This is a genomic window from Alteromonas sp. DYW1 (assembly GCF_059752595.1).
This window is the reverse complement of record NZ_CM186038.1, coordinates 443,267-466,858: the sequence shown is the minus strand read 5'-3', so window position 1 is coordinate 466,858 and position 23,592 is coordinate 443,267. Positions and strand designations below refer to the sequence as shown.

Sequence of the window (23,592 nt, the reverse complement as noted above, 5' to 3'; positions counted from 1 at the left end):
CATGGCGGTGAGTGATCAAGACAGTGTGCGGTTATTTCGCAGTTCTGCACCCTACATCAATGCGCACCGAGGCAAAACCTTTGTATTGATGTTTGGTGGGGAAGCGATTGAGCATGATAATTTCGCGAACATCATCCACGATATCGGATTGCTATCCAGCCTCGGTATTCGACTGGTATTGGTTCATGGGGCTCGCCCGCAAATCGACCAACGAGTAGCGTTGCGTGGTATAGAAGGGCGCTTTGAATTCGATACACGAGTAACAGATAAAGCCACTCTAGAGTGCGTAAAGGATGCTGCGGGCTCGGTCCGTTCACACATTGAAGCTCTATTAACCATGGGATTACCTAACTCTCCCATGCACGGTGCACAAATCCGCGTTTGTTCGGGCAACTTAGTGGTTGCAAAGCCAATGGGCGTGCGCGACGGCATTGATTTTGAAAATACCGGATTAGTGCGGCGCATTGACGTTGACGGTATTAACGACCACCTCAACGATGGCTCGATCGTACTGTTATCGCCGATGGGTTATTCCCCCACGGGTGAAGTGTTTAATTTGTCTCATGAAGATGTGGCAACGCAAGCAGCGATAGCATTGAAAGCGGATAAACTGATTGTATTCTCGCATTGGTTGGGTGTGGTCGACAAAGAAGGTAAATTGCTGCGCACCTTGGAGCTTGAGCAATTGCGCCAGATGATTAGCGCTGAGCAAATTGAAACTGAAGCGAGCGTGCTGCGAGCACTTACCACCAGCGTCTCGCAAGATGTGCCCCGCGCTCATTGTATCAGTTATGAAAAGGATGGCGCATTGCTCGAAGAGCTGTTTACTCGTGATGGTACCGGCTCTCTCGTTCTGCGTAACCACTATGAGCAACTACGCCGTGCAACCATTGAAGATGTTGGCGGGATCTTAAGGCTGATCAAGCCCTTGGAAGAAAGTGGTGTATTGGTGAAGCGTTCACGTGAACGCCTTGAAAGTGAAATAGAACATTTTAGCGTGATTGAACGTGATGGCATGATCATTGGTTGCGCGGCTATTTACGTTTATCCGGATGATGCATGTGCTGAGTTGGCTTGTGTTGCAACACATCACGAATATCGTGGCAAAAATCGCGGTGAGCGCTTACTGGAAGAAGTGATTAAATTCGCTCAATTACAAGGCATTAAGCGCCTGTTCGTGCTGACCACAGTAACCGCACACTGGTTTTTGGAGCAAGGCTTTAAACCAGCTACGTTAGATAGTTTACCGGCACAGAAGAAAGAGCTATATAACTTCCAGCGCAACTCTAAAGTATTTGAATTAGTTATCAGCTAATGCCAACTGAAATCAGATACTTAATCTGTAAAAAGTATTGTTAGTGGTTAAAGTTGGCATTCTAACGCTTGATAGGTACTGAGCTATTGGATTTAGAAAAAACTAGATAAGCAGTTTTAACCACAACCCTAGCCTTTACTCGGTAGCTGCATTGTTTGTTTTGCAAGCATAAAAGTTTTTATCTAAAGGTAAATTGTGTTTTTGTGCCCATTGCTCAAGCTCGAGTTCGCTGTACACACGCTCGGGACTGAAACTGTAAGAGTCAAAAAAATGATCCAGATGTTTGCCTTGTTCAGGATGGTTAACAATCCAGGCTTCAGCGAGTTGATTGCGGCGTTGAATATCAATCACGTAACCGCTGTTTTTCCCAGCAATTTCGGGTTCAATCACCCAATCACGCAGATCGGCAATTAAGCCCCATGTTTGGCCGCGCATGGCGCGTATATTTTCAATCAGTTCAGATAAATACGCCAAATCAATCGCGGTGGTCCATTGCCCACTCAAACGCACATAGATCATGCGCGAGGTCCGTTGTATAGAATAAGAAGGACTACTCATTTATCGGTACAAACGCCACACAATAATGGTCAGGGAAACTGGCTCCCAATTTTTCAGCGAAGACGCGACATCGAACGGTTTCTTGTGCTTTAGTCATAATGTTCACGGTCATCATCACATGCTCTTCTTTACTCAAATGCATGGTCTCCAATGCTAACTCCCACTGCCGTTCCACGACTACCTGGTATTCTGGATCCGGGTATGCATGAAACCACCATGCTTGTTTGTCAGGTATGTCCTCAAGGGTCCAGCCAAATAGCGATACGAAAGCCGGATTTGCATAAACGCAACGATGATTTAAATCATTCCCCTCCGCTTTCGCTATCAAGATTGGTGTAGGCAAAACTTGTAGAATGCTATTCGCGAATTCAGGCACCATTATCACCTCTGCTGGTCAGAACTCGTAATCAGGATAACTCAGCCGTCAACTTTATGCGAGCGGTAAGCGTAACACCCGATAGATCCGTGATTTCGTCGACCGCCAATGATTCTTTGGTTCATGCGGAGCAAGCGCTAAAACTCTGCCGATGTCCTGTTCAGACAACTTGGCAGGGGCAGCATGCGCAAAATATAGAGTTGCATCCTGTAATGCGGCAATCCGTTCCAGCGAGCGTTTGTATTGATTGGGGTGACACACTGGGTATGGAGGTACGTAGCGATTTTTCACCCTGACGATAAGATCAGCAATATAAACGTGCTGAGACGGTACATGCAACAGAGACAAATCGTGATCCGTATGCCCTGGGGTATGCAACACCTGCCATTCCGGAAAGCCTGGAATGAATTGATAATCTTTGACTAATTCATCAGGGCGCAATACCGCAGAATACCAAATATGCTTGCGTGGTTTGCCAAGTCGCCCGGCAACCCACAGCGCTAGCCCGATATCAATAAGATGGGCTAAACGGCCACCTAATCCTGTATACCAGCGTGCCGCTTTCGGATGTGCGAACACACGACATCCAGTGAGCTCTCTAAGCTTATGTGCGCCGCCAGCATGATCAGGGTGCATATGCGTCACGACCAATGCGATCAGATCAGACAATGGCCGTTGCAACTCATGCGCAATGAAATCAGTTACGCGTTTAACATCGGCCTGACTGCAGCCATCAAGCAACAGCAAACCATGGTCATACTCAACCAGATAAATATTCTGAATATAGCCTTTAAGCTTATGTATGATCATGGCTTACGGTTAGATGCTGACTCGTTTATACGGTCGATACTGGGCTTGCCAGAAATTACGTTCAATGGCGGCATGCAGCATTTCATCGGATTGCTCCAAAGCTAACCCTTGTTCAACTGCGACTTTAGCCACTGCAAAAGCAATTTTTTTACTCAATTCAGCGATTGTGGTCAGCGGTGGTAACAATTCCATGCCCTGACCGAGTGCCAAAGGTGAAGCGTCAGCTAAGGCATTACTGGTCGCCATGAGCATTTCATCACTGATCAACTTAGCTTTACTGGCGATCACGCCAAGACCAATGCCTGGGAAGATATAACTATTATTGCATTGTGCGATAGGGAATGTCTTGCCCGCATACTCAACTGGCTTAAACGGACTGCCAGTCGCGATAATCACATTGCCCTCAGTCCATTCAATCACTTGCTCAGGTCGTGCCTCGACTTGGCGCGATGGATTGCTCAACGGAAAGATAATCGGCTGTGGACAATGCTTGGCCATCGCGCGGATCACTTGCTCGGTAAATAACCCAGGCTGACCCGACACACCAATCAATACGTCTGGTTTCGCACAGTTAATTACATCCAACAAGCTCGCATAATCGCCACTGTAACTCCAGTCAGAGAGTTGGGCTGTCGATTGTTGCAGGCGTGCCTGAAAATCACGTAACCCCTGCATGCCTTCAGTTAATAAACCAAAGCGGTCAACCATAAAAATTTGTTGCCGTGCTTGCGCGTCACTGATCCCCTCACTGACCATCTGCTGAATGAGCATCTCAGCAATTCCGCAACCAGCAGAGCCTGCACCCACAAATACAACCTTCATATCAGAGAGTTTGGCTTGCTTAACGCGACACGCCGCCAAGATAGTGCCTAACGTGACGGCTGCAGTTCCTTGAATATCATCATTAAAACAACAGATTTTGTCACGATAACGCGTCAATAAAGGCATTGCGTTGGGTTGCGCGAAGTCTTCAAACTGCAGCATAGCTTCAGGCCAACGGCGCTTCACTGCGTTGATGAATAATTCAACAAATTCATCGTATTCTTTTTGTCCAATACGCGGATGACGCGATCCCATATACATAGGATCATCTAACAATTTTTGGTTATTGGTGCCGACATCGAGCATGACCGGTAAGGTATAGGCGGGGCTAATGCCACCGCATGCGGTATACAAAGACAATTTGCCAATAGGGATCCCCATACCACCGATCCCTTGGTCACCAAGGCCTAATATCCGCTCACCATCGGTAACCACGATCACTTTCACTTTGCGCTTGGTCGCATTGCGCAATATATCATCAATTTGGTGACGTTCACTGTAGGCAATAAATAGTCCACGTGAAGAACGGTATATATCTGAGAACTGCTCACAGGCGTCACCTACCGTTGGGGTATAGATGATGGGCATCATCTCATCAATATGCTGCTGGATCAGATTATAAAATAAGGTTTCATTGGTATCTTGGATCGAGCGCAGATAGATATGCTTGTTGAGCGGGTTTTCAAAGCTTCGATATTGCATGTATGCGCGGTCCACCTGCTCTTCGATGGTTTCATAGCGCGGTGGAAGCAAGCCAGTCAAATTAAACGTGACCCGCTCTTCTGAGCTAAATGCGCTGCCCTTGTTCAACAAAGGTGTCTCGAGTAGCGCCGGTCCTGCATGGGGGATGTATAAGTGGTTATTCTGTGCCATTTGCAGTCTCAAATTGGTAATTTAATGCTAGAAAATTTCATCATTTTCTGGCGTTGTAGTCTGTTCTGTTGCTGGATCGACAATGTCCTCATCCAACACATATTGTGTCGGCTCTGTGCCCGGAATGAAATACTCAAACAAAGTGGTGTGATCAGTTCGTGAGGTCAGCAGCCCCGTAGAACGGTCAACCCTCACTCTTAAAATTCCATCTGGAATCGCTGTAGGTTGTTCTTCAATATCCGCCAAAACTCTTTGCATAAAGCGGATCCAAGCAGGTTGAGCCGCTTTAGCACCATCTTCGACACCGACCAAGCCGTTACCGATCCAGTTGTACTTTTCCGGGTTCATATTGACCAGATTCTGATTGCGTGTGACGCGACCCAGTTGACGACTCATATCATCAAAACCAACCCAGGCAGTTGCTACCAATCCCGGCGCAAAGCCACTGAACCAAGTGTCGCGAGAATCGTTCGTGGTACCGGTTTTACCGCCGATATCCGTGCGCTCTAAAATATTTCTCGCGCGCCAACCAGTGCCTAACCAATAGGTATTGTTGGACCAACTGCCATTGGCCCTAACGGCTGTGCGCAGCATTTCTCGGGTTAAAAATGCATTGTGCTCTGATATTACCCGCTCAGCTTTAAGCAACGGTTGTGCATGTGCGGATAAAGTATCCGTTTGGTCTAAATCCGTCCCAATGGAGGCAAACTGCTGGGCCAATAAAGCCTCAATGTCATCGCCCTCAACAGTCTCGTCAGTTGAGTCGGCAATCTCTACTTCACAAGGGTCGCAGGCTAGCGGTGGATTGGCTCGCCAGATCGCTTCGCCACGTTCATTAGTAATGTGCGAGATAAAGTATGGCTGCACTAAAAATCCACCATTTGCGAATGTGGCAAAGCCTCTGGCAACCTCAAGGGGAGTATGTGAGCCAGAGCCTAACGAAACCGTTTCATCACGCGGAATTTCTTCACGTTCAAAGCCGAATCGCGTAAGGTACTGCACGGTTTCATCCAATCCCACGCCGCGCAGCAAACGTACCGAAACTACGTTTTTAGAACGTCCGAGCGCATACCGCATACGCACAGGGCCATCGTACTCAGCGGGTGAGTTTTGTGGCCGCCAAGCAATACCGCTGCTCGCATCCCATTGATTAATGGGCGCATCATTGATGATGCTCGCTAACGTATAACCACTGTCAATAGCTGCAGAATATACGAAAGGCTTTATATTTGAGCCCACCTGACGCTTTGCTTGAGTCGCTCGGTTAAACTGACTTTGATAGAAGTTATACCCGCCAACAACCGCCATGACTGCGCCGTTACTTGGATCTAATGCTACAAAGGCTGCGCTTACATCTGGCACTTGCGATAAACGCCATGCCCCCTCTTGCTCTCGGATCCACACAACGTCACCGGCAGAAACCACATCAGCGGCCACTTGTGGATCGGCTCCCTGTTTAAAATCACTGATATATTCCCTTGCCCAAGCAATCCCTGGCCACTCGATCCGCACAGGCAATAAACGTCGATTTTCAGAGACCGATAACACGCGGACGCTAGATTCGCCAACCTCTACGACTACGGCTGGCCGCAGAGGGTCAATCCAATTGATACTGAGTAAATGTTCGAGAATTGCGTCCTCACTCATTGGCAATTCAATCGCTTCAGACGCTGGTTGAATTAGCTCATCCTGTAGCCGCTCATCTAGACTCGCTGTCGCTTCCTCAAGTGCGAAGTCAGTCGGTTCTTCTGTGCTTGAATCATTAGGAAGCGCAGGTTCTGTTTGCCAAAGCTGTCCAATTGGGCCTCGATAACCATGCCGTTCATCATAATCATGGATATTTCGGATCACCGCTTGCTGCGCAGCCAATTGCATCTCAGATGGCGCTGTTGCAAAAACTTGATAACCACCCGTTTCCGCTTCCTCTTTGCCATAGATACTGATCATTTCGTTGTAAATAACATCCGCCAAGTAAGGCGCATCAACTTCGATTTCCGCGCCATGTTTGCGCGCAGTAACCGGAGCTGCATTGGCTTGTTCAAACTGATCTTGCGTAATGAAGCCTTCATCCAGCATGCGCAGTAATACGATACGCCGGCGCTCAACTGAGCGATCGGGTCGGCTAATTGGATTCAGTACTGATGGAGCCTGCGGTAAACCCGCTATGGTAGCGATTTCCGCTAAGCTAAGTTCGTCTACCGACTTACCGTAATAGACTTGTGCTGCTGCGCCTACACCAAAGGAACGATGACCTAATTCTACCTTGTTCAGATACAACTCAAGGATTTCTTCTTTGGTTAATACTTGCTCCATATGTAGCGCAATAAAAATCTCTTTGATCTTGCGGATATAGGTTTTTTCACGTGTAAGAAAAAAATTTCTGGCCAATTGCATGGTCAAGGTTGAGGCCCCTTGGCTCTTCTCACCGGTTAACAACAAGTTAAGGCCTGCGCGGATTACACCAATGGGATCAATCCCAATATGATCATAGAAACGACTATCTTCAGTTGCCAACAAGGCTTGGCGCAGCTGCTCTGGCACTTCCTCTAGCGCCAGCGGGATACGGCGCTTCACGCCGTATTGGGAGATTAGCTTACCGTCGTGTGTGTAGATCCGCATGGGGGTTTGTAGCTTTACCTCCTTCAGTACATCTACGCTGGGCAAGTCGGGTTTGATATAAAAATAAATACCTACAAGTGCGGCAATTCCGATAGTGGAACCAACGATAAAAGTAATGAATAACGGTTTGATGTACTTCACAAAATTTCAGATTCCGAGGCAAAATCGAGGAAATGGCTTATATTATAACTAATCACAACAATAAAATCGCTGTTGAAAATTTATCCATCACAGCGGTTTTTTTGCTGCTTGTTACTATGAGGTTTATCGGTCAATACGACAATTACTTGTCTAGGATTATACGTAAGTGTCGATAATAGAACCATATTATTGAAAATAACGGCGTATGATGGCTTTCTCGGATTTATAGCCATGAAAACGCCAATGATGCGGAATAACGATTTAATGAAATCTCTGTTTAACAGAAGCGCTCAACCCATAATCGGGCTTGATATAGGCACTCGCTTCATTAAAGCCGTCCTGTTAGAAAAGTCAGGCGACTCTTATACAGTTGCCGCATTCGCATGCGAACCAATTAATGGGAACGCATTCGTTGAGCGCGAATTAAAAGACTTTGATTTGGTCAGCCAATGCCTTAAGAAGATAAAGCTTGGATTGAAAAAGAAAAAGATCAAGGATGTCGCAATCGCAGTGGCTGGTCCTTCAGTGTTAACCAAAGTCGTGCAAATGCAGCCCGACCAAACTGACTATCAATTGGAAGGACAGATTGAGATTGAGGCCGATAGTTTGATCCCCTACCCCCTTGAAGAGGTTTACCTCGACTTTGAAGAATTAGGGCCGAGTAAAACGCACATGGATCAAGTCAACGTATTATTGAGTGCTGCGCACAAAGACATTGTCGATTCACGGGTGACACTTATTCGGGAAATTCCTTTCGAGCCTAAAATCATCGATATCGAAGGGTATGCGATGGCCAATGCTGTGACGGCGTTTCATGGTAATGATGAAAACTCAACAGTGTGCATTAATATCGGCGCTTCATTATTACAAGTCTCGGTCACCAAAAATGGCGAAGTTGAGTACAGCAAAGAGCATAACTTTGGCACCGATGCATTATTACAAGATATTTGTGCATCAATGATGCTCGAACGCGACGACGCACAAAATCAGTTACTTAATGGTGAATTACCAGAAACGTGGAAGCAGGAAATTCTGCCTATTTTCGCGTCAAGCCTGCAGCAGCATATTAATCGGGCAATGCAAATGTATATCAGTGCCACGCACGCCAATCGTCCAGAAAAGCTCTTACTCAGTGGCGGCGGCGCGGTCATAACTGAATTAGCAACCATACTAGAACAAGATTTAGGGGTTACTGTCGAAGTATTTAATCCGTTTAGCAACATGCTGTTTGCCAAAAACATTGATGTGGAAAAAGCGATGACTATTGGACCACAGATGGCGATTGCTGCCGGGTTAGCCAGTAGGAGTTTTAATCCATGGCACATATAAACTTACTGCCTTGGCGTGAAAAGCAGCGCCAAGCACAAAAACAACAGTATCTCGGTGCACTATTTGTCACTGCAGTTTTTGTCGGCTTAATATTTTGGTTTGTGGGTGCATTTATCGACCAGAAAATCAGCCACCAAAATGCGCGTAATGACTTCTTGCGTACTCAGATTAGTATTTTAGACACGCAAATTGACAAAATTAAGACGATTAAAGAAGCCAAGCTTGCGATTGAGCAGCGTATGGCTCTGATCGAGCAACTGCAAACCAGTCGGAATATTGCGCCGCGAGTTTTTGACGAGCTTGCGCGCATCGTACCGCCTGGCGTAGCCTTTAGAACCATGACTCGCACCGGTAACAGAATTGATATCGATGGCATCAGCGATAGTAACAATCGGTTGTCCGACTTTATGCGCCGTTTGGAGACCTCTGAAGTGTTTTCCAATGGCGTGCTGTCATCTATCGTCGCCGATACCTCCTCGACCGATGCAGTCAGCGAGTTCAAGTTGACATTTTCAATCAGCCCGCGAGTAGCACCACAGCTACAAGTTGCGACTGTGGAGGGCAAATAGTATGCAGTTTGATTTTGCCAAACTCAAAGAAATGAACGAACTGGATTTCGAAAATGTTGCTGTCTGGCCATTCGAAATCAAAACTGTCGTTGCCTTAGTGCTTGCAATTGTTGTCGGTATCTTGAGCTACAACCTGATCGTAAGCAGTAAACTACCACAACTGGACCAAGCTGAGTTAAAAGAGGTTGAACTCAAGCGCGAATTTGAAGCGAAATATCGCATTGCAGTTAATCTTGAAGCCTATCAAGAACAATTAGCTCGCATCGAAGAAGACTTTAGTTCAATGCTACGTTCTTTGCCCACCAGCAATGAAACACCAGGATTATTAGACGATATCACTTACGTAGGCACCAGTGCAGGACTGACTTTCCGCTTACTTAATTGGCAGAATGAAGTGCCAAAAGAATTTTATACCGAGCTGCCTATTGAGCTAGAAGTTAAAGGCAACTATCACGAGTTTGGTGACTTTGTCTCATCCATAGCCGGTCTACCGCGCATTGTGACACTGCATGACTTTGAACTTGTTAGCGAGCCTGATGGCCTCAAATTGCAGATGCAAGCAAAAACCTATCGTACGGCACTGACTTCATCACCTAATGCTGGAGGTGCACAATGAAGCGTAGTTACCTAACTCTATGCCTTGTTGCCACGGTCTTAGGAGTCACCGGTTGTACTGCGGACATTAGTGACTTACAAGCATACACGCAGCAGGTCAAAGCGAATACCCAGGTACGCATTGAACCTTACCCGGAGTTTGAAGTTCAACCACCGTTTAATTACTCTGCTAATCAGTTACGTAGTCCATTTGTGCGTCCTCGCACAATTGAACAACCTGCGGCTGAAGTGGCTAAAGCGAACTGTTTGCAACCTGATTTTGGCCGTAAAAAAGAGCCACTTGAGAATTATGGAATCGATGCTATAACCATGTCCGGAATTTTTAATGCCAACAATAAAAAGTGGGTATTATTTAAAACCAACGATGGAGCCTTACACAAAGCTTCCTATGGTAATCATTTAGGCTTGTTTCATGGTGAAATTACCGTGATATCAAATCAATCAGTGACAATTACTGAATTACTTCCAGATGGCGCTGGCTGTTGGCAGCGAAAAGAAACTGAACTGACTATGGCGTCATTGGCAGGAGAGAACGATAATGTCTGAGCGTTTTATCTTTAACAAGAAATTAAATCAAAACCGCGGTCGCAAGTACCTGTGGGTTGCAATGTCACTGGCAGTTTTTGCTGCAGCGAGCAGTGTTGGAGCAAAAGCATGGGCGCAAGATATTGAGTTACTCGATCCAAATGCCGAGATCCAGAGCGTATTCAACGCCACACTTACGGGCATTGATTTTACCCGTGGTGCGAATGGCGAAGGGGTGGCTAAACTTGCATTTGATGCTGCACCCGCCAATCCACAACTCATTGAGTCACAGGGCAAAGTAACGGTCACATTACCCGCAACACGCCTAGCTGATGATCAGTTTGTAAAGATTGCAGTCAATGAATTTGGCACGCCTATCACACACATTGAAACCTTCCAAGATGAAGCTGACGCTCGGGTCGTTATTGAATATACCGGTCAGGTTACTGCACGCTTAAATGAAGAAGACGGGAATGTAAGTGTTGAAATTTCGCCGTTGACGGCGGCTCAAGTTGAAGAGCTTGAACAGGAGAGCACCTACACCGGCAAGCCTATATCATTAGATTTTCAAGATGTTCCTGTCCGTCAGGTGTTACAAATCATTGCTCAAGTCAATGGCTTTAACTTAGTAACCACTGACACTGTAACCGGCAATGTGACCATTAGTCTATCTGCTGTACCTTGGGATCAGGCGCTGGATATGATCCTTAAAATCAAGGGGTTAGGGAAACGATTAGAAGGCAACATTTTATTGATTGCGCCCGCTGAAGAGCTCACAGCACGTGAGACTCAGGAGCTGCAAAGTCAACAACAAGTACAGAGCCTAGCGCCATTAAAGTCTGCCAGCATTACCGTCAACTACGCGAAAGCACTTGGACTATCAGAGATCCTTAAAAACGGTAGTGGCGGTATTTTAAGTGACCGCGGTGTAGTCAGTGTTGATGAGCGCACCAACACACTATTGATCCGCGACACACAAGAGTCCATCGACGAAGCGCGTCGTGTTGTGCAAGAGCTGGATATTCCGGTTAAGCAAGTACTGATTGAAAGTCGCATGGTAACGGTACGCGACAATGTCGACGAAGAATTGGGCGTTCGTTGGGGGTTCTCCGATCGCCAGGGCGATGATGGTGTCTCCGGTTCAATTGAAGGCGCTGACTCCATTGCCGGCGGCGTGATCCCGTCAATCACAGATCGTCTTAATGTAAATTTACCAGTGACTAACCCTGCTGGACGTATTGGCTTCCAAGTTGCAAGTTTGGTTGATGGCACAATTTTAGACTTGGAGTTATCTGCCCTAGAGTCAGAAAATAAAGGTGAAGTTATTGCCAGCCCCCGTATAACCGTGGCGAACCAGCAGGAAGCTTATATCGAGCAAGGTACTGAGATTCCATACGTGCAAGCGACATCGAGTGGTGCTACGTCAGTTGAGTTTAAAAAAGCAGTGTTAAGTTTGAAAGTGACGCCGCATATAACACCAGATAATCGTATTATTCTAGACTTAGTGGTGACACAAGATACCCGCGGTGAGACGGTATCGACGTCTACCGGACCGGCGGTTGCAATAGATACACAAGAAATAAGCACTCAGGTGTTGGTGGAGAATGGTGAAACAGTGGTGTTAGGCGGTATTTTCCAGCAAACCAACACAGATGATGTTACCAAAGTCCCACTAATCGGAGATCTGCCAGTAGTAGGTGCATTATTTAGAAATAAATCAACTATTTACCAAAAGCGTGAGTTATTGATCTTTGTTACGCCAAAAATAATGAACGAAAGCCTGTAATCGCAACTAAGGGTTTTTAAGCCTAAAAAGAGCCGCAATTTTTGCGGCTTTTTTAATGAATTCGCCGCGAAGCTTGCATATTGCCCAATTTAACTGAGATAATCGCGCCCTCGAAATTTTTAACGAGGTCTGAGGAGTCGTGCACATGGGCGATTTCCCCAATGCACGCATGAACGGGTAGTCAGCAGAGCAACAATTCGCTGCCCTATTATCAATATTGAGTTGTGAAAATAGCAAACTATGGCTGAAAAACGTAATATCTTTTTAGTTGGTCCAATGGGCGCAGGTAAAAGCACCATCGGCAGACACCTCGCAGATGAACTCCACCTTGAATTTTATGATTCTGATCAAGAAATAGAACGCCGCACGGGTGCCGATATTGCTTGGATATTCGATTTAGAAGGTGAAGAAGGTTTCCGCAAGCGCGAAGAAAACGTAATTAACGATTTAACCGACCTGCAAGGTATCGTACTTGCCACCGGAGGCGGTTCAGTTGTCAGTAAAGCGGTTCGCAATCGCTTATCAGCTCGCGGTATTGTGGTTTACTTGCAAACCACTATCGATAAACAGGTCGCACGTACTCAGCGCGATAAGCGTCGTCCATTATTACAAAACGACAATCCTGAGCAGGTTTTACGCGATCTTGCTGAAGAGCGAAATCCAATGTACGAAGAAGTCGCTGACTATGTTGTCGATACCGACGACCAAAGTGCGCGCGCGGTCGCCAATCAAATAATCAGTAAAATCGGATTGTAAGCATACGGAGGATCACCCATGAGCGTAACGGTAGACTTGGGTGACCGTAGCTACCCAATCATTATTGCAGAGGGGCTCCTCTCTCAATCCTGCGAAGCGCTAGCCAGCAATATCAAGAAAAAAGCAATCGTCGTAACGAATTCGACGATTGCCCCCCTGTACTTAGCAACGTTAGAAAAGCACCTCGGTGAACAATTAGTGCGGACCATCATTATTGAAGATGGTGAACAATTCAAAACCTTGGATACCTATGCGTCAGTGATGACTGAATTGCTGTCTTGCGAAGCGGGACGCGACACCACGTTGATTGCACTGGGTGGCGGTGTGGTTGGTGATTTGACCGGTTTTGTTGCAGCAACTTATCAGCGAGGCATGCCGTTCATCCAAATCCCAACGACATTGCTAGCGCAAGTCGACTCTTCTGTTGGAGGAAAGACAGCGGTTAATCACCCACTGGGTAAAAATATGATCGGTGCGTTTTACCAGCCCCAAGCGGTTTTGATTGATACGCAGACATTAGCCACGCTACCCGAGCGCGAGTTTGCTGCAGGCATGGCGGAAGTGATCAAATACGGCATTATTTATGATGTCGATTTCTTTATTTGGCTCGAAAATCATATAAGCGAGCTGCAAGCCAAGCAACCACAAGCGCTACAATACGCAATCCAACGCTGCTGTGAGATAAAGGCTGAAATTGTCGCTAAGGACGAAAGAGAAAGTGGCATACGAGCCCTGCTTAACCTTGGGCACACTTTCGGGCACGCAATTGAGGCCGAACAAGGCTATGGAAATTGGCTACATGGTGAAGCAGTAGCCGCTGGTATTATACTTGCTTGTAGTGTCGCTGAATGCGAATTTTCGTTCTCTGAGTCAGAATTTTGTCGGGTGAAAAATCTACTCAAGGCGTTTGGCTTGCCGGTGGCTGGTCCAAGTGACATGAATTATGCTAATTACATGCAACACATGCGGCATGATAAAAAAGTCTTGGATAGCCGCATACGCTTTGTCATCCCAACAACAATTGGACATGCAATTGTTACTGATAAGATCAGCGATGAGACCCTTCAGAAAGTGTTAACCAACGCTTAAACAAGGATCTTAAGCTAAGAGTCTGAACGTTCGCTACACTTATAGTTGAGAGTGGAAGAAACAGTGAACACCGTGTACTCAGAACTACATGAACGCCTAAATCAAATGGTGAACTATTCATCACAGTTGATCTTTGTCAGCAGTGATACGATTGCGGCCCAGCGCAAAACGTTGGAAAGCTTCCTAGCAACCCAAGACGAGCACACCGATGTTGCCTTTATTACCGCCAACCCAGATTTAGATATCACCCAATATCGGCGGCAACTGTGTCAACAGTTACTAGGGCAAGTTGCAGGCAGTTTCATCCGGCCACTGAACGAACTGCTTGAGTCCTTGAATCACCATGATGGCCCTGTGTTAATTGGTATCATGCAAGCCCAAGAATTACCCAATGAGTTTTTGCGCGAGTTATGGCAACTTGTGTTGCAGAGCCGATTTGCAGCTAACAAGCAGCACCTTAATATTGTTCTTTTCGGTGAAACTCATTGGGCAGAGCAAGCCCAACAATGGCTACCAGCAACCAACACGGCCACTCCATTATTACTGAGTTCTGAAACCGTTAGTGGCGCAACCAGCGACCTAGACCGATTGATTGCCGAGAAGCGCGCAGCCTTCCAGCGCCGGCTGGCAGATCGAGCTATGGCACAAGAGCCGGCTGAAGTTCGTCCGGTATTTACTCGCAGTCCATGGTTTGCACTCCTCGCTATTGGATTGTTTATTACCATTTTTGGTGGATTACTCTGGTGGCAATACCCAGAAAAAGTTGCAACCCTGTTGGGTTATAACACTGATTTACCAGAGGCAACTAAAGCACCGATTTCAGCGGCTCAACCTGCAGAGTCAGAGCCACTAGCAACAACGCTAGATACCGCAACTACGCCTCCTCAGAACGCAGACGTCGACACCAATGAAATTACGCCTACACCGATTGACGTTGAACCAGCAGCCTCAGTAACTGAACAACTATTGGTTGCGCGCTGGAAACCAGATGAAGAAAGAGCCGACGCAAGCTCTGAGCAGCCATCCGAGCTTGAAGAAACATCGCTGAATTCAGCACAGACAACCACCGTACCCACGGTAAACGCGCCAGCTAATGGATCAGATTTAGTAACCGCAGACTCGAATACAGCCATTGAAGCCAATAGCACAAATGCATCACAATTAGCGGATACGGTTCTAGCGTCATTTGCATGGCTGCCCGCTGAATTACCAGATGGATTTGTGATCCAATTGACGGGTGTTAGCACTATCGCATTGGCTGAGCAGTTTATTGCTGATAATGAGTTATCAGAATATACCTGGGTTTATCAGGCAGAACTTAATGGAAATCCATGGTTCGTCGTGGTTGCAAAGCAGATGTATCCAACACTCGAGCAGGCAAGAGCTGGAATTAGCCAATTGCCGACTTACAACCAAGTGAGTCCACCGTTCGTAAAATCGGTTGCACAAATTAAACGCCAACAAATCACTGTGGATTAATGCGTAAAGCTTGTTTGGATCCGAGCAGATGGTTACAATTTGCCAACAAAGTCCGCCTGTAGTAGCGCGAAAAATGAAGAATAAAAAGACCCGCGCTTTTTTAAAGTGGGCAGGAGGCAAGTACAGTCTTGCTGAACGTATTATCGATCTGCTGCCGGAAGCAGACAAGCTCGTTGAGCCATTCGTCGGTGCTGGTTCAGTGTTCCTAAATAGCGACTTTGAAAAATATCACCTCAACGATATCAATCCCGATCTTATCAACCTGTATACAACTATCAAGCGGCGACCACAGACCTTTATCAACGACGCGCGACGTCTTTTTGTGGACCGCAATAATACAGCAACAGCATATTACGCCTTACGCGATCAGTTTAACCTCAGTACTAACCTCTACGAACGTTGTCTTTTGTTCTTATATTTAAATCGACACGGTTACAATGGACTGTGCCGATATAATCGCAGTGGGGGGTTTAACGTGCCCTTCGGGCGGTATGTTAAGCCTTATTTTCCAGAGTATGAGTTAGAAGTATTTGCTGAGAAATCGAAACGCGCGACCTTTACTTGTTTATCTTTTAATCAGGTTTTCAGACGCGTAAGAAAAGGCTCGGTGATGTATTGCGATCCGCCCTATGTACCTATCAATACAACGGCTATGTTTACCGATTATAGCAGTAAGGGTTTTAGTCTAGATCAGCAAGTTGAACTTGCAAAGCTTGCTAAACATGCAGCATTCAAACGGCAGATCCCTGTATTGATCAGTAATCATGATGTGCCATTCACTCGTGACATCTACCAGCATGCCGCAATAACTCAGTTAAAGGTTAAACGTTCAATCAGTCAGAATGCAGACAATAGAGTCGCTGTTGGTGAGTTATTCGCACTCTACCATCGACCATAGATAGGCTGAGAATTAAAGCAGCAAATTAACGATTAGCAGCAAGCCCGCGATCAATAAAAACACCATGACAACCCCAACCACAATAAATGGCAAGACACTCGTTTGAGTAAAGTCACGTTGATGATTGGCTTGACTTTGGACCCCAAAAAAACTTGCCATAACACTCGTTAGGACTTGCCAAAAGGTTGGCCTGTCATGAGAGTTAGTCATTTTGGACAATCAATTACAACGAGCTCGTAGGGCCAGAACCCACTCGGTCGTTGTGCTCTGAGTCGTTGCTATAGAGAAGCTCAAGTAGATCCAAAAAGTGAAATTGATAAGAGCGTGATTTACCACCAATCCAGTCAAACCAGCTAATGGAGTCATTGGTTTTTGTGGCGCATGTGACTTGGGTTTGCACATCTACAGTAAATTGTTGCTCACAGCTATTTTGCCATTGCGGCTTCAACGCGCTAGCGCTTAATACAACGCTAAACGCCACTGCACCAGCTGCAATACTGATTGATTTTTTGCTACACGACTTCCAATTCATGAGCGTTCTCCCCTAACTCACATTAGCGTAAGTATACGCCTGGTTTAATGATACGAAAAGAAACTTATCGGATAAAGTTGACATTTGGTCGGCTATAGAGAGGACTAAACGATAAAAAAAGACTACATGATACAAGTGAATGGCTGAAAACTTGTGTGCATAAAAGCACCGTCTGAGCGCCAAACAATACCCCCTGGAGCAAAGCAGACTTTGGACTAACCCTATGCCAATCAGCATTATCAGGCACTGCAACAATGCATATCGATTTGCAAAATATAAAAAAACGCGGTCGGAAACCGACCGCGCTTTACTTTTGAAAAACGTCTTATAGAGAGAAAGTTTTGCCGATGGTAAAGACCAGTGACTCACTATCATCAAGCTCGCTGCCACTGACGATTAATGCAGCACCAATATCGAACCCTTCGTATTCAGTTGAATAACCAAACTCACCGTATTCACCTGAGAACTCACGACCAAACTTACCAAAGGTCGCATAGAAACCTTCGTGCTCAAGTGTTACCGCAACAAACTCATACTTAGATTCGGTATTCGCCTCATCACCCACAATGCCATCCCAATCACCGATGCTGTACTCAAAGCTGACAAAGCTGTAAGACAGGCCAAAGTTCAATTCATTGTATGCAGAATCAAAATCACCTGTGTATTGATAAGTGGTGAAACCAAAGCTCATCCCGACGCCGTTCTCGAACTCTGTGCCGTAACCGCCATACAAGTCAACTTCAAGGCCGTCTTCGACTTCAGCAGCCCAAGTACCGACGAAAAATCCGTCTTCTGACTCAAAATCAACACCAGCATAAGCTGACGCAGATTCTGCTTGTTGTATACCACGGAAGTGATAGTCAGACATCAGACCGACGTTTGCAGACCAACCCGCAACAGCAGTGTGACTTACCACGGTTGAACTTAATGCAAGTGCTGTAAGCGCTGCTAATTTATTGAGTTTCATGTGTGTTCTCCATTGATTATATTCTTAGCTTTTTACTCTGCTATGTAAGCGCCAGTAAATATTCTGTCTGCAGTGTATTATTATTGTTCTACGCAAACACCACGCAAATCTAGTGCCGACATTTCGTGCGGCCAGGCATTTACACGAAAAAACATAAGTTCTTGTTTTGTATGTATTTTTGCAAGAATCTCATGAATCCGATAGCGCTGACAGACGTACGTATTGCACCATTACACTCCAATTGCACCACTTTAGTGCCATTTATAAATAGTATCAAGCATTTGCGAACATTTGCTATGCTACGCCCATCGTTTGTTGTGATGGATTGATTACGTGAATTCCAACTTTTTAATCGCCCCCTCTATTTTATCGGCTAATTTCGCCGCGCTCGGTGCTGACGTCGAGCGTGTCTTGGCTGCTGGCGCAGATATTGTGCATGTGGATGTCATGGACAATCACTATGTACCAAATCTTACCTTTGGTCCAATGGTGGTAAAGGCATTAAAGGCCTATGGCATCACCGCCCCCATGGATGTCCATCTGATGGTAGAGCCCGTCGATGAACTGATTGTGGGTTTTGCTGATGCTGGAGCAGACATGATCAGTTTCCATCCTGAAGCATCCAAACATGTCGACCGGAGTATCCAGTTAATTATAGATGCCGGCTGCAAACCTGGTCTGGTGTTAAATCCAGCCACACCGCTCAATGTCTTAGAGCATGTTATTGACAAGCTACATCATGTATTATTGATGTCGGTGAATCCCGGATTTGGTGGTCAATCATTTATTCCTGCGACGTTAGATAAGTTGCGTCAAACGAAACAACTGATTAATCAACGGGGGTTGTCAACCCGATTAGAAATTGACGGTGGCGTAAAAGTCGATAATATTCGCGCCATCGCAGAAGCCGGTGCCGACATGTTCGTTGCTGGTTCCGCAATCTTCAATCAACCGGACTACAAAACGGTTATCGATCAAATGCGGCACGAACTAAGCACCCTAAACCAAGCATAAGCAGATTAGAGTTATTTTCTCATGAGTAGTAAACCCATTGTTTTAAGTGGCTGTCAGCCATCAGGTCAATTAACCATCGGCAACTATATGGGCGCGCTGCGTCAGTGGGTTGCTATGCAGGATACTCATGATTGCTTATACATGCTCGTTGATTTGCATGCGATTACGGTGCGGCAAGACCCGAAAGCACTTTACGATGCTTGTTTGGATGGTTTAGCGCTTTACGTGGCGTGCGGTATTGATCCAAACAAATGCACTATCTTCATGCAGTCGCATGTGCCAGAGCATGCACAACTGGCGTGGGTGTTAAATTGCTATGCGCAGATGGGCGAATTAAACCGAATGACGCAGTTTAAAGATAAGTCCTCCAAGCACAGTCAAAATGTCAACGTAGGGCTATACAGTTATCCGGTCTTGCAGGCCGCTGATATTTTGCTCTACCAAGCCAATGAAGTACCCGTTGGTGAAGACCAGAAGCAACATTTGGAGCTTACGAGGGATATCGCAACACGCTTTAATAATTTGTATGGTGAGATCCTTACAATACCAGACCCATTTATTCCGCAGCATGGTGCGCGGGTGATGAGTTTACAAGACCCGACAAAAAAAATGTCCAAGTCTGACACTAATCCTAATAATGTGATTGGTCTATTGGAAGAACCAAAAAAGTTAGCAAAAAAGATTAAACGTGCAGTAACCGATTCTGACGAACAAGCGCGCATCTATTTTAACGTTGACGAAAAGCCCGGCGTTTCCAACCTATTATCGTTATTATCATGTGCCACCGGACGAACCATCGATGACTTAGTCCCTGAATATGAAGATAAAATGTATGGGCATCTAAAAGGTGATGTGGCTGACGCAGTAGTCGCATTAGTGGAACCGATCCAGCAACGCTTTCACGAACTGCGCGATGACAAAGGTGCGTTAGATAGTATCATGCAGGCAGGTGCGCAAGCGGCCTCTGAGCGCGCTGCAAAAACCCTGCAAGCGGTGTATGATGCAGTTGGTTTTGTGCCGCGCATACGCTAGCTCCTGTGCTGTTGTTGATCGACAATTTTGACTCTTTTACGCACAATTTAGCCCGCTATTTTTGCGAACTTGGGCAAAACGTAAAAGTTGTTCGAAATAACCAAATCGAGTTGGCAGACATAACTCGATTGAAACCCAGGTATATTGTCCTTTCTCCGGGCCCTTGTCGCCCGGAACAGGCGGGTATTTGCCTAGCCGTGGTGAAACAATTTGCCGGTCAGATCCCCATTCTGGGCGTTTGTTTAGGCCATCAGGCCATTGCACAGGCGCTCGGTGGAAAGATTGTGAACGCACGCCAAATTATGCACGGTAAAACATCATTTATAGAACATTCTGCACATGGGCTGTTCCAAGACGTCGAAAATCCCTTTATCGCCACACGCTATCACTCTTTAGTCGCGGATCCTGCTACGCTGCCCAGTTCGTTAACCGTGACCGCATGGGTTGCAAGTGAGCACGCTGAATTACGTGAGATCATGGCTTTCGAGCATACTACTTTTCCACTTTACGGGGTGCAATTTCACCCAGAGTCATTACTTACTGAATGTGGCCATCAAATTTTGCGCAACTTTTTATTCCATCCGAATAATCAATCGGTTATGACAGGTGAAGCTAGGTAAGCTATCATCTAACAGGAAAGTATGCCGAAATGGCGGCAGACAACAGTAAGCTCGCATGAAGACAGAATCAGAACACCACCTTGCAATCCTTAATCATCGCTTTGAAACGATGATGACATCGCTGTTCGAAGCGAATGAGTTAATGGGTCGTGAAACCCCTGGGGTGATTGCCTATGAAGACTCAGAGCAAGGCTATGCGCGTCGAGAATTACTGATTGTCGAGAAACAAGCAATTGAGAATCGCCAGCGCGCCGAAATGACACAACAAGCCTATGTTGATGCGGTGCGCAATGATTTTCACAAGCAGTTGTTAAGTCGTTTGGAAACCGAAATTCGCCTACCTGGCGCAATTTTTAGCGACTGGCTGGGTCTCAGTAACAGCGTGCCTGAACTACTCGACCTGTTATCCGTAAAAGCCTGCACAATCCCGCGCCTTGAGCCATTGGTGGCAAGGATCCCGTGGATGTATCCTGAATTATTGAAAATAGTCAATGCACCACAACATCGTCGCAAAGACTCGCGTGGTAAGGTGATTATTGTTGAAACGCTGCGCGCAGCACTCAGTTTCATCAACATTGAGAATTTACAACTCATCATCCCAACTTTGATTGTGCGCCGGTGTATCCCGCAAATTACTGACCCATACCCGGAAATAAAGCAACATATTTGGCACTATGCATTGAGTGTGGCGTTGACTAATCGGTACCTCGCCCCCTTTAACAAAGTCAGGGCAAACGATGCCTATGTGATCGGACTGTTGCAAGCGCTAGGTAGAAATGCCGTAACGCGGATTTACTTCAAATTGTTTGAGCGCCAGCAAAGAGAAGCGCTGGAAAGAGCCCAAGCCAGTAAAAAGCGCGATTTGCATGATGCTTTAACGCAAATAACGCCTTCCAACAATTTTCTCAGTGCACTGTGGAATGACTATGCTGATATCGTCACTGCAGACCTTTTGCATTACATGAAATTTAAGCGTTTGGGGGTATCTCCAGCAATGCAGTCGATTGCCTCAGGAACCGTTGCGAAAGACGAATTACCACTTGCACGATTGACTGAACGCTCACGATGGTATGCCAGGTATCGCATGCTCAAAGCCAATAAACTCTTGGATAGCAGTGATGCTAATTGTCTGGTTCGTGCCAGCGGTATTGATAAACCCAAAGTGTTGGCACTCAATCGCATAGATTTACGTCATCTACCCTTAAATTTCAGCTCCACACTGGATGACATTGAATAATCGAAACCGCTTGTTGCTGCGCTTTTAGCTGAGGCTTGCGCATTTCATCGCTCCGCTTTTCTGACCCCATCCATTTTTTGCACACAATTTAACCAGCCATGTTGCTGGGTTCTAAAAATTTTTGCAGATAACTATGCAATTCTACATTTTATTAACATTGTCATTACCGATAACGGTATTTTCGTTGGTCTGCGAGCTGTTATGGTTTTCGTTGAAATTGAGCAAATCAAATAGTTATGCATTTTTTCTGCAATTAGCTGCATAAAGCCTTTATTTTCAAGGACTCCAGCGATATCAAACGAGACAAGATGCAGAAGAAATGGCATACTTGTCGGCTAGATTTTGCACACATTTACGCTATTGCCTGAGTGCAGTTGCGAATTATTTGAGGGTAACTAAATGAATGTAACTCGTGAAATGTTTAACGATGTAATGGTTCCAAACTATAACCCAGCAGCCATGATCCCGGTTAAAGGCGAGGGCTCGCGTGTATGGGATCAACAAGGTAACGAGTATATCGACTTTGCTGGCGGTATCGCGGTAAATGTATTAGGTCATTGTCACCCCGAATTAGTCGCGGTGCTCAAGGAGCAAGGCGAAAAGCTTTGGCACCTGAGTAATGTATTCACCAACGAACCATCCATTCGTTTAGCGAAGAAGCTGACCGATGCCACGTTCGCAGAGCGCGTCTACTTTGCCAACTCAGGTGCTGAAGCGAACGAAGCGGCATTAAAGCTGGCGCGTCGTTATGCGCTTGATCATTACGGCGAAGAAAAGAATCAAATTATTTCTTTCAAGCAAGGTTTTCATGGTCGCACTTTCTTCACCGTGACCGTTGGTGGTCAAGCAGCCTACTCAGATGGTTTCGGGCCTAAACCAGGCGCGATACAACACTGTGACTACAATGATTTGGCGGCGTTTGAAGCTCTGATTTCGGATGCGACCTGTGCCGTAATGATGGAGCCGCTGCAAGGTGAAGGCGGTATCATTGAGCCAGACGTGGCATTCGTTAAAGGCGTACGTGAACTTTGTGATAAGCACAACGCATTATTAATTTTTGACGAGGTTCAGTCCGGCGTTGGCCGTACCGGTCACCTGTATGCCTACATGGGGTTGGGGGTAACACCAGATATCTTAACTACCGCAAAGTCATTAGGTGGCGGTTTCCCAATTGGTGCAATGCTGACCACCGCAGCGATTGCGGCTAGCCTTAAACCGGGCACACATGGCAGCACATACGGCGGCAACCCACTGGCCTGCGCGGTGGCTGAAAAAGCATTTGATATCGTAAATACTCCAGAAGTTATGAATGGCGTAGTTGCTAAAGAAGCACTATTCAGAAAGCATTTGGAACGCATCAACGAAAAGTATCAGGTTTTCAGTGAGATTCGCGGTAAAGGCATGCTGCTTGGCTGTGCATTGAATGAAAAGTATCAAGGTCGCGCACGTGACTTCATGATGGCAGCTACTGAGCATCACCTCATGTGTTTGGTCGCAGGTGCCAACGTGATCCGCTTCGCGCCATCGTTGGTCATTCCTGATGCGGATATTGAGGCAGGCCTAGAGCGTTTTGAACAAGCGGTTGCTCAAGTCGTCGCTGCCACGCAGGAATCTGCCGCTTAATAGCAGC

General features: G+C 46.2%; 23 protein-coding genes. 15 read left to right on the top strand and 8 right to left on the bottom strand.

The genetic code is table 11. The features are described from left to right. Nucleotide 1 precedes the first annotated feature (1 nt). A complete protein-coding gene (gene argA / locus AC121Z_RS02085; RefSeq protein WP_498126257.1) occupies nt 2–1,315 on the top strand; it encodes an amino-acid N-acetyltransferase in 1,314 nt (437 codons plus the stop codon). 135 nt (nt 1,316–1,450) lie between these two features. Here argA and AC121Z_RS02080 read toward each other — a convergent pair whose 3' ends face one another. The 5 genes from AC121Z_RS02080 to AC121Z_RS02060 are packed head-to-tail and all read right to left on the bottom strand — an operon-like array spanning nt 1,451 to nt 7,514. Then, entirely contained in the window at nt 1,451–1,834 is a 384-nt protein-coding gene (locus tag AC121Z_RS02080) for a hypothetical protein (protein WP_498126255.1), read from the bottom strand. 31 nt (nt 1,835–1,865) lie between these two features. After that, on the bottom strand, nt 1,866–2,252 hold the full coding sequence (locus tag AC121Z_RS02075; RefSeq protein WP_498126253.1) for a PAS domain-containing protein: 387 nt from the start codon (nt 2,250–2,252) through the stop codon (nt 1,866–1,868). Between the two features lie 51 nt (nt 2,253–2,303). Continuing rightward, the gene (locus tag AC121Z_RS02070; protein ID WP_498126251.1) at nt 2,304–3,059 is read right to left on the bottom strand and encodes an MBL fold metallo-hydrolase; all 756 of its coding nucleotides are present in this window, start codon (nt 3,057–3,059) and stop codon (nt 2,304–2,306) included. A 9-nt stretch (nt 3,060–3,068) separates the two neighbouring features. Then, nucleotides 3,069–4,754 (bottom strand): NAD-dependent malic enzyme, encoded by a 1,686-nt coding sequence (locus tag AC121Z_RS02065; RefSeq protein WP_498126250.1) that lies wholly within the window; start codon nt 4,752–4,754, stop codon nt 3,069–3,071. 27 nt (nt 4,755–4,781) lie between these two features. Continuing rightward, nucleotides 4,782–7,514: a penicillin-binding protein 1A gene (locus tag AC121Z_RS02060; protein WP_498126248.1), complete on the bottom strand. Its 2,733-nt coding sequence runs from the start codon at nt 7,512–7,514 to the stop codon at nt 4,782–4,784. A 264-nt stretch (nt 7,515–7,778) separates the two neighbouring features. Here AC121Z_RS02060 and pilM point away from each other — a divergent pair, with 264 nt between their 5' ends. The 9 genes from pilM to AC121Z_RS02015 all read left to right on the top strand — a co-directional run bounded on the left by pilM (nt 7,779) and on the right by AC121Z_RS02015 (nt 16,560). Next, entirely contained in the window at nt 7,779–8,843 is a 1,065-nt protein-coding gene (gene pilM / locus AC121Z_RS02055) for a type IV pilus assembly protein PilM (protein ID WP_498126246.1), read from the top strand. Then, the gene (locus AC121Z_RS02050; RefSeq protein WP_498126244.1) at nt 8,831–9,412 is read left to right on the top strand and encodes a PilN domain-containing protein; all 582 of its coding nucleotides are present in this window, start codon (nt 8,831–8,833) and stop codon (nt 9,410–9,412) included. The genes pilM and AC121Z_RS02050 overlap by 13 nt, the downstream gene beginning before the upstream one ends. 1 nt (nt 9,413) lies before the next feature. Continuing rightward, a complete protein-coding gene (locus AC121Z_RS02045) occupies nt 9,414–10,028 on the top strand; it encodes a type IV pilus inner membrane component PilO (RefSeq protein WP_498126242.1) in 615 nt (204 codons plus the stop codon). After that, on the top strand, nt 10,025–10,573 hold the full coding sequence (locus AC121Z_RS02040) for a pilus assembly protein PilP (protein ID WP_498126240.1): 549 nt from the start codon (nt 10,025–10,027) through the stop codon (nt 10,571–10,573). The genes AC121Z_RS02045 and AC121Z_RS02040 overlap by 4 nt, the downstream gene beginning before the upstream one ends. Then, a complete protein-coding gene (locus tag AC121Z_RS02035) occupies nt 10,566–12,338 on the top strand; it encodes a type IV pilus secretin PilQ (RefSeq protein ID WP_498126238.1) in 1,773 nt (590 codons plus the stop codon). The genes AC121Z_RS02040 and AC121Z_RS02035 overlap by 8 nt, the downstream gene beginning before the upstream one ends. A 240-nt stretch (nt 12,339–12,578) precedes the next feature. Next, a complete protein-coding gene (gene aroK / locus AC121Z_RS02030) occupies nt 12,579–13,094 on the top strand; it encodes a shikimate kinase AroK (protein WP_498126236.1) in 516 nt (171 codons plus the stop codon). A gap of 18 nt (nt 13,095–13,112) precedes the next feature. Continuing rightward, the gene (gene aroB, locus AC121Z_RS02025) at nt 13,113–14,183 is read left to right on the top strand and encodes a 3-dehydroquinate synthase (RefSeq protein ID WP_498126234.1); all 1,071 of its coding nucleotides are present in this window, start codon (nt 13,113–13,115) and stop codon (nt 14,181–14,183) included. 63 nt (nt 14,184–14,246) lie between these two features. Continuing rightward, nucleotides 14,247–15,662 carry an SPOR domain-containing protein gene (locus tag AC121Z_RS02020; protein ID WP_498126232.1) on the top strand — a complete coding sequence of 472 codons (1,416 nt, stop codon included), beginning with the start codon at nt 14,247–14,249 and terminating at the stop codon, nt 15,660–15,662. A 73-nt stretch (nt 15,663–15,735) separates the two neighbouring features. After that, nucleotides 15,736–16,560, top strand: a complete 825-nt coding sequence (locus AC121Z_RS02015) for a Dam family site-specific DNA-(adenine-N6)-methyltransferase (RefSeq protein WP_498126230.1) — start codon at nt 15,736–15,738, stop codon at nt 16,558–16,560. Between the two features lie 12 nt (nt 16,561–16,572). Here the strand turns inward: AC121Z_RS02015 and AC121Z_RS02010 are convergent, their stop codons facing one another. The 3 genes from AC121Z_RS02010 to AC121Z_RS02000 form a co-directional block, all read right to left on the bottom strand. Beyond that, the gene (locus tag AC121Z_RS02010; protein WP_498126228.1) at nt 16,573–16,719 is read right to left on the bottom strand and encodes a DUF2970 domain-containing protein; all 147 of its coding nucleotides are present in this window, start codon (nt 16,717–16,719) and stop codon (nt 16,573–16,575) included. 64 nt (nt 16,720–16,783) lie between these two features. Next, complete coding sequence (locus AC121Z_RS02005; RefSeq protein WP_498126226.1) at nt 16,784–17,092, bottom strand: hypothetical protein; 309 nt, start codon at nt 17,090–17,092, stop codon at nt 16,784–16,786. Nucleotides 17,093–17,417: 325 nt separating this feature from the next. After that, nucleotides 17,418–18,059 (bottom strand): TorF family putative porin, encoded by a 642-nt coding sequence (locus AC121Z_RS02000; RefSeq protein ID WP_498126225.1) that lies wholly within the window; start codon nt 18,057–18,059, stop codon nt 17,418–17,420. Between the two features lie 333 nt (nt 18,060–18,392). Between AC121Z_RS02000 and rpe the strand changes: the two genes are divergently transcribed. The 5 genes from rpe (at nt 18,393) to AC121Z_RS01975 (ending at nt 23,585) form a co-directional block, all read left to right on the top strand. Next, nucleotides 18,393–19,073, top strand: coding sequence for a ribulose-phosphate 3-epimerase (rpe, locus tag AC121Z_RS01995; protein WP_498126223.1), 681 nt, complete (start codon nt 18,393–18,395; stop codon nt 19,071–19,073). A 21-nt stretch (nt 19,074–19,094) separates the two neighbouring features. Beyond that, nucleotides 19,095–20,105, top strand: a complete 1,011-nt coding sequence (gene trpS / locus AC121Z_RS01990; protein ID WP_498126221.1) for a tryptophan--tRNA ligase — start codon at nt 19,095–19,097, stop codon at nt 20,103–20,105. Between the two features lie 5 nt (nt 20,106–20,110). Then, on the top strand, nt 20,111–20,725 hold the full coding sequence (locus AC121Z_RS01985) for an anthranilate synthase component II (protein ID WP_498126219.1): 615 nt from the start codon (nt 20,111–20,113) through the stop codon (nt 20,723–20,725). Between the two features lie 55 nt (nt 20,726–20,780). Continuing rightward, nucleotides 20,781–21,962 carry an HDOD domain-containing protein gene (locus AC121Z_RS01980; protein WP_498126217.1) on the top strand — a complete coding sequence of 394 codons (1,182 nt, stop codon included), beginning with the start codon at nt 20,781–20,783 and terminating at the stop codon, nt 21,960–21,962. A gap of 399 nt (nt 21,963–22,361) precedes the next feature. Further along, nucleotides 22,362–23,585 (top strand): aspartate aminotransferase family protein, encoded by a 1,224-nt coding sequence (locus tag AC121Z_RS01975; RefSeq protein WP_498126215.1) that lies wholly within the window; start codon nt 22,362–22,364, stop codon nt 23,583–23,585. Nucleotides 23,586–23,592: the final 7 nt, after the last annotated feature.

Excerpts from the sequence above, each read along its gene's own strand:
- AC121Z_RS02000 (WP_498126225.1), bottom strand. The coding sequence starts at position 18,059 with ATGAAACTCAATAAATTAGCAGCGCTTACAGCACTTGCATTAAGTTCA.
- AC121Z_RS02005 (WP_498126226.1), bottom strand. The coding sequence starts at position 17,092 with ATGAATTGGAAGTCGTGTAGCAAAAAATCAATCAGTATTGCAGCTGGT.
- AC121Z_RS02080 (WP_498126255.1), bottom strand. The coding sequence starts at position 1,834 with ATGATCTATGTGCGTTTGAGTGGGCAATGGACCACCGCGATTGATTTG.
- AC121Z_RS02035 (WP_498126238.1), top strand. The coding sequence starts at position 10,566 with ATGTCTGAGCGTTTTATCTTTAACAAGAAATTAAATCAAAACCGCGGT.
- AC121Z_RS02010 (WP_498126228.1), bottom strand. The coding sequence starts at position 16,719 with ATGGCAAGTTTTTTTGGGGTCCAAAGTCAAGCCAATCATCAACGTGAC.
- AC121Z_RS02050 (WP_498126244.1), top strand. The coding sequence starts at position 8,831 with ATGGCACATATAAACTTACTGCCTTGGCGTGAAAAGCAGCGCCAAGCA.
- AC121Z_RS02070 (WP_498126251.1), bottom strand. The coding sequence starts at position 3,059 with ATGATCATACATAAGCTTAAAGGCTATATTCAGAATATTTATCTGGTT.
- trpS (WP_498126221.1), top strand. The coding sequence starts at position 19,095 with ATGAGTAGTAAACCCATTGTTTTAAGTGGCTGTCAGCCATCAGGTCAA.
- pilM (WP_498126246.1), top strand. The coding sequence starts at position 7,779 with ATGAAATCTCTGTTTAACAGAAGCGCTCAACCCATAATCGGGCTTGAT.
- AC121Z_RS02075 (WP_498126253.1), bottom strand. The coding sequence starts at position 2,252 with ATGGTGCCTGAATTCGCGAATAGCATTCTACAAGTTTTGCCTACACCA.
- AC121Z_RS01975 (WP_498126215.1), top strand. The coding sequence starts at position 22,362 with ATGAATGTAACTCGTGAAATGTTTAACGATGTAATGGTTCCAAACTAT.
- AC121Z_RS02045 (WP_498126242.1), top strand. The coding sequence starts at position 9,414 with ATGCAGTTTGATTTTGCCAAACTCAAAGAAATGAACGAACTGGATTTC.
- aroK (WP_498126236.1), top strand. The coding sequence starts at position 12,579 with ATGGCTGAAAAACGTAATATCTTTTTAGTTGGTCCAATGGGCGCAGGT.
- AC121Z_RS02065 (WP_498126250.1), bottom strand. The coding sequence starts at position 4,754 with ATGGCACAGAATAACCACTTATACATCCCCCATGCAGGACCGGCGCTA.
- argA (WP_498126257.1), top strand. The coding sequence starts at position 2 with ATGGCGGTGAGTGATCAAGACAGTGTGCGGTTATTTCGCAGTTCTGCA.
- AC121Z_RS02015 (WP_498126230.1), top strand. The coding sequence starts at position 15,736 with ATGAAGAATAAAAAGACCCGCGCTTTTTTAAAGTGGGCAGGAGGCAAG.
- aroB (WP_498126234.1), top strand. The coding sequence starts at position 13,113 with ATGAGCGTAACGGTAGACTTGGGTGACCGTAGCTACCCAATCATTATT.
- AC121Z_RS01980 (WP_498126217.1), top strand. The coding sequence starts at position 20,781 with ATGAAGACAGAATCAGAACACCACCTTGCAATCCTTAATCATCGCTTT.
- AC121Z_RS02040 (WP_498126240.1), top strand. The coding sequence starts at position 10,025 with ATGAAGCGTAGTTACCTAACTCTATGCCTTGTTGCCACGGTCTTAGGA.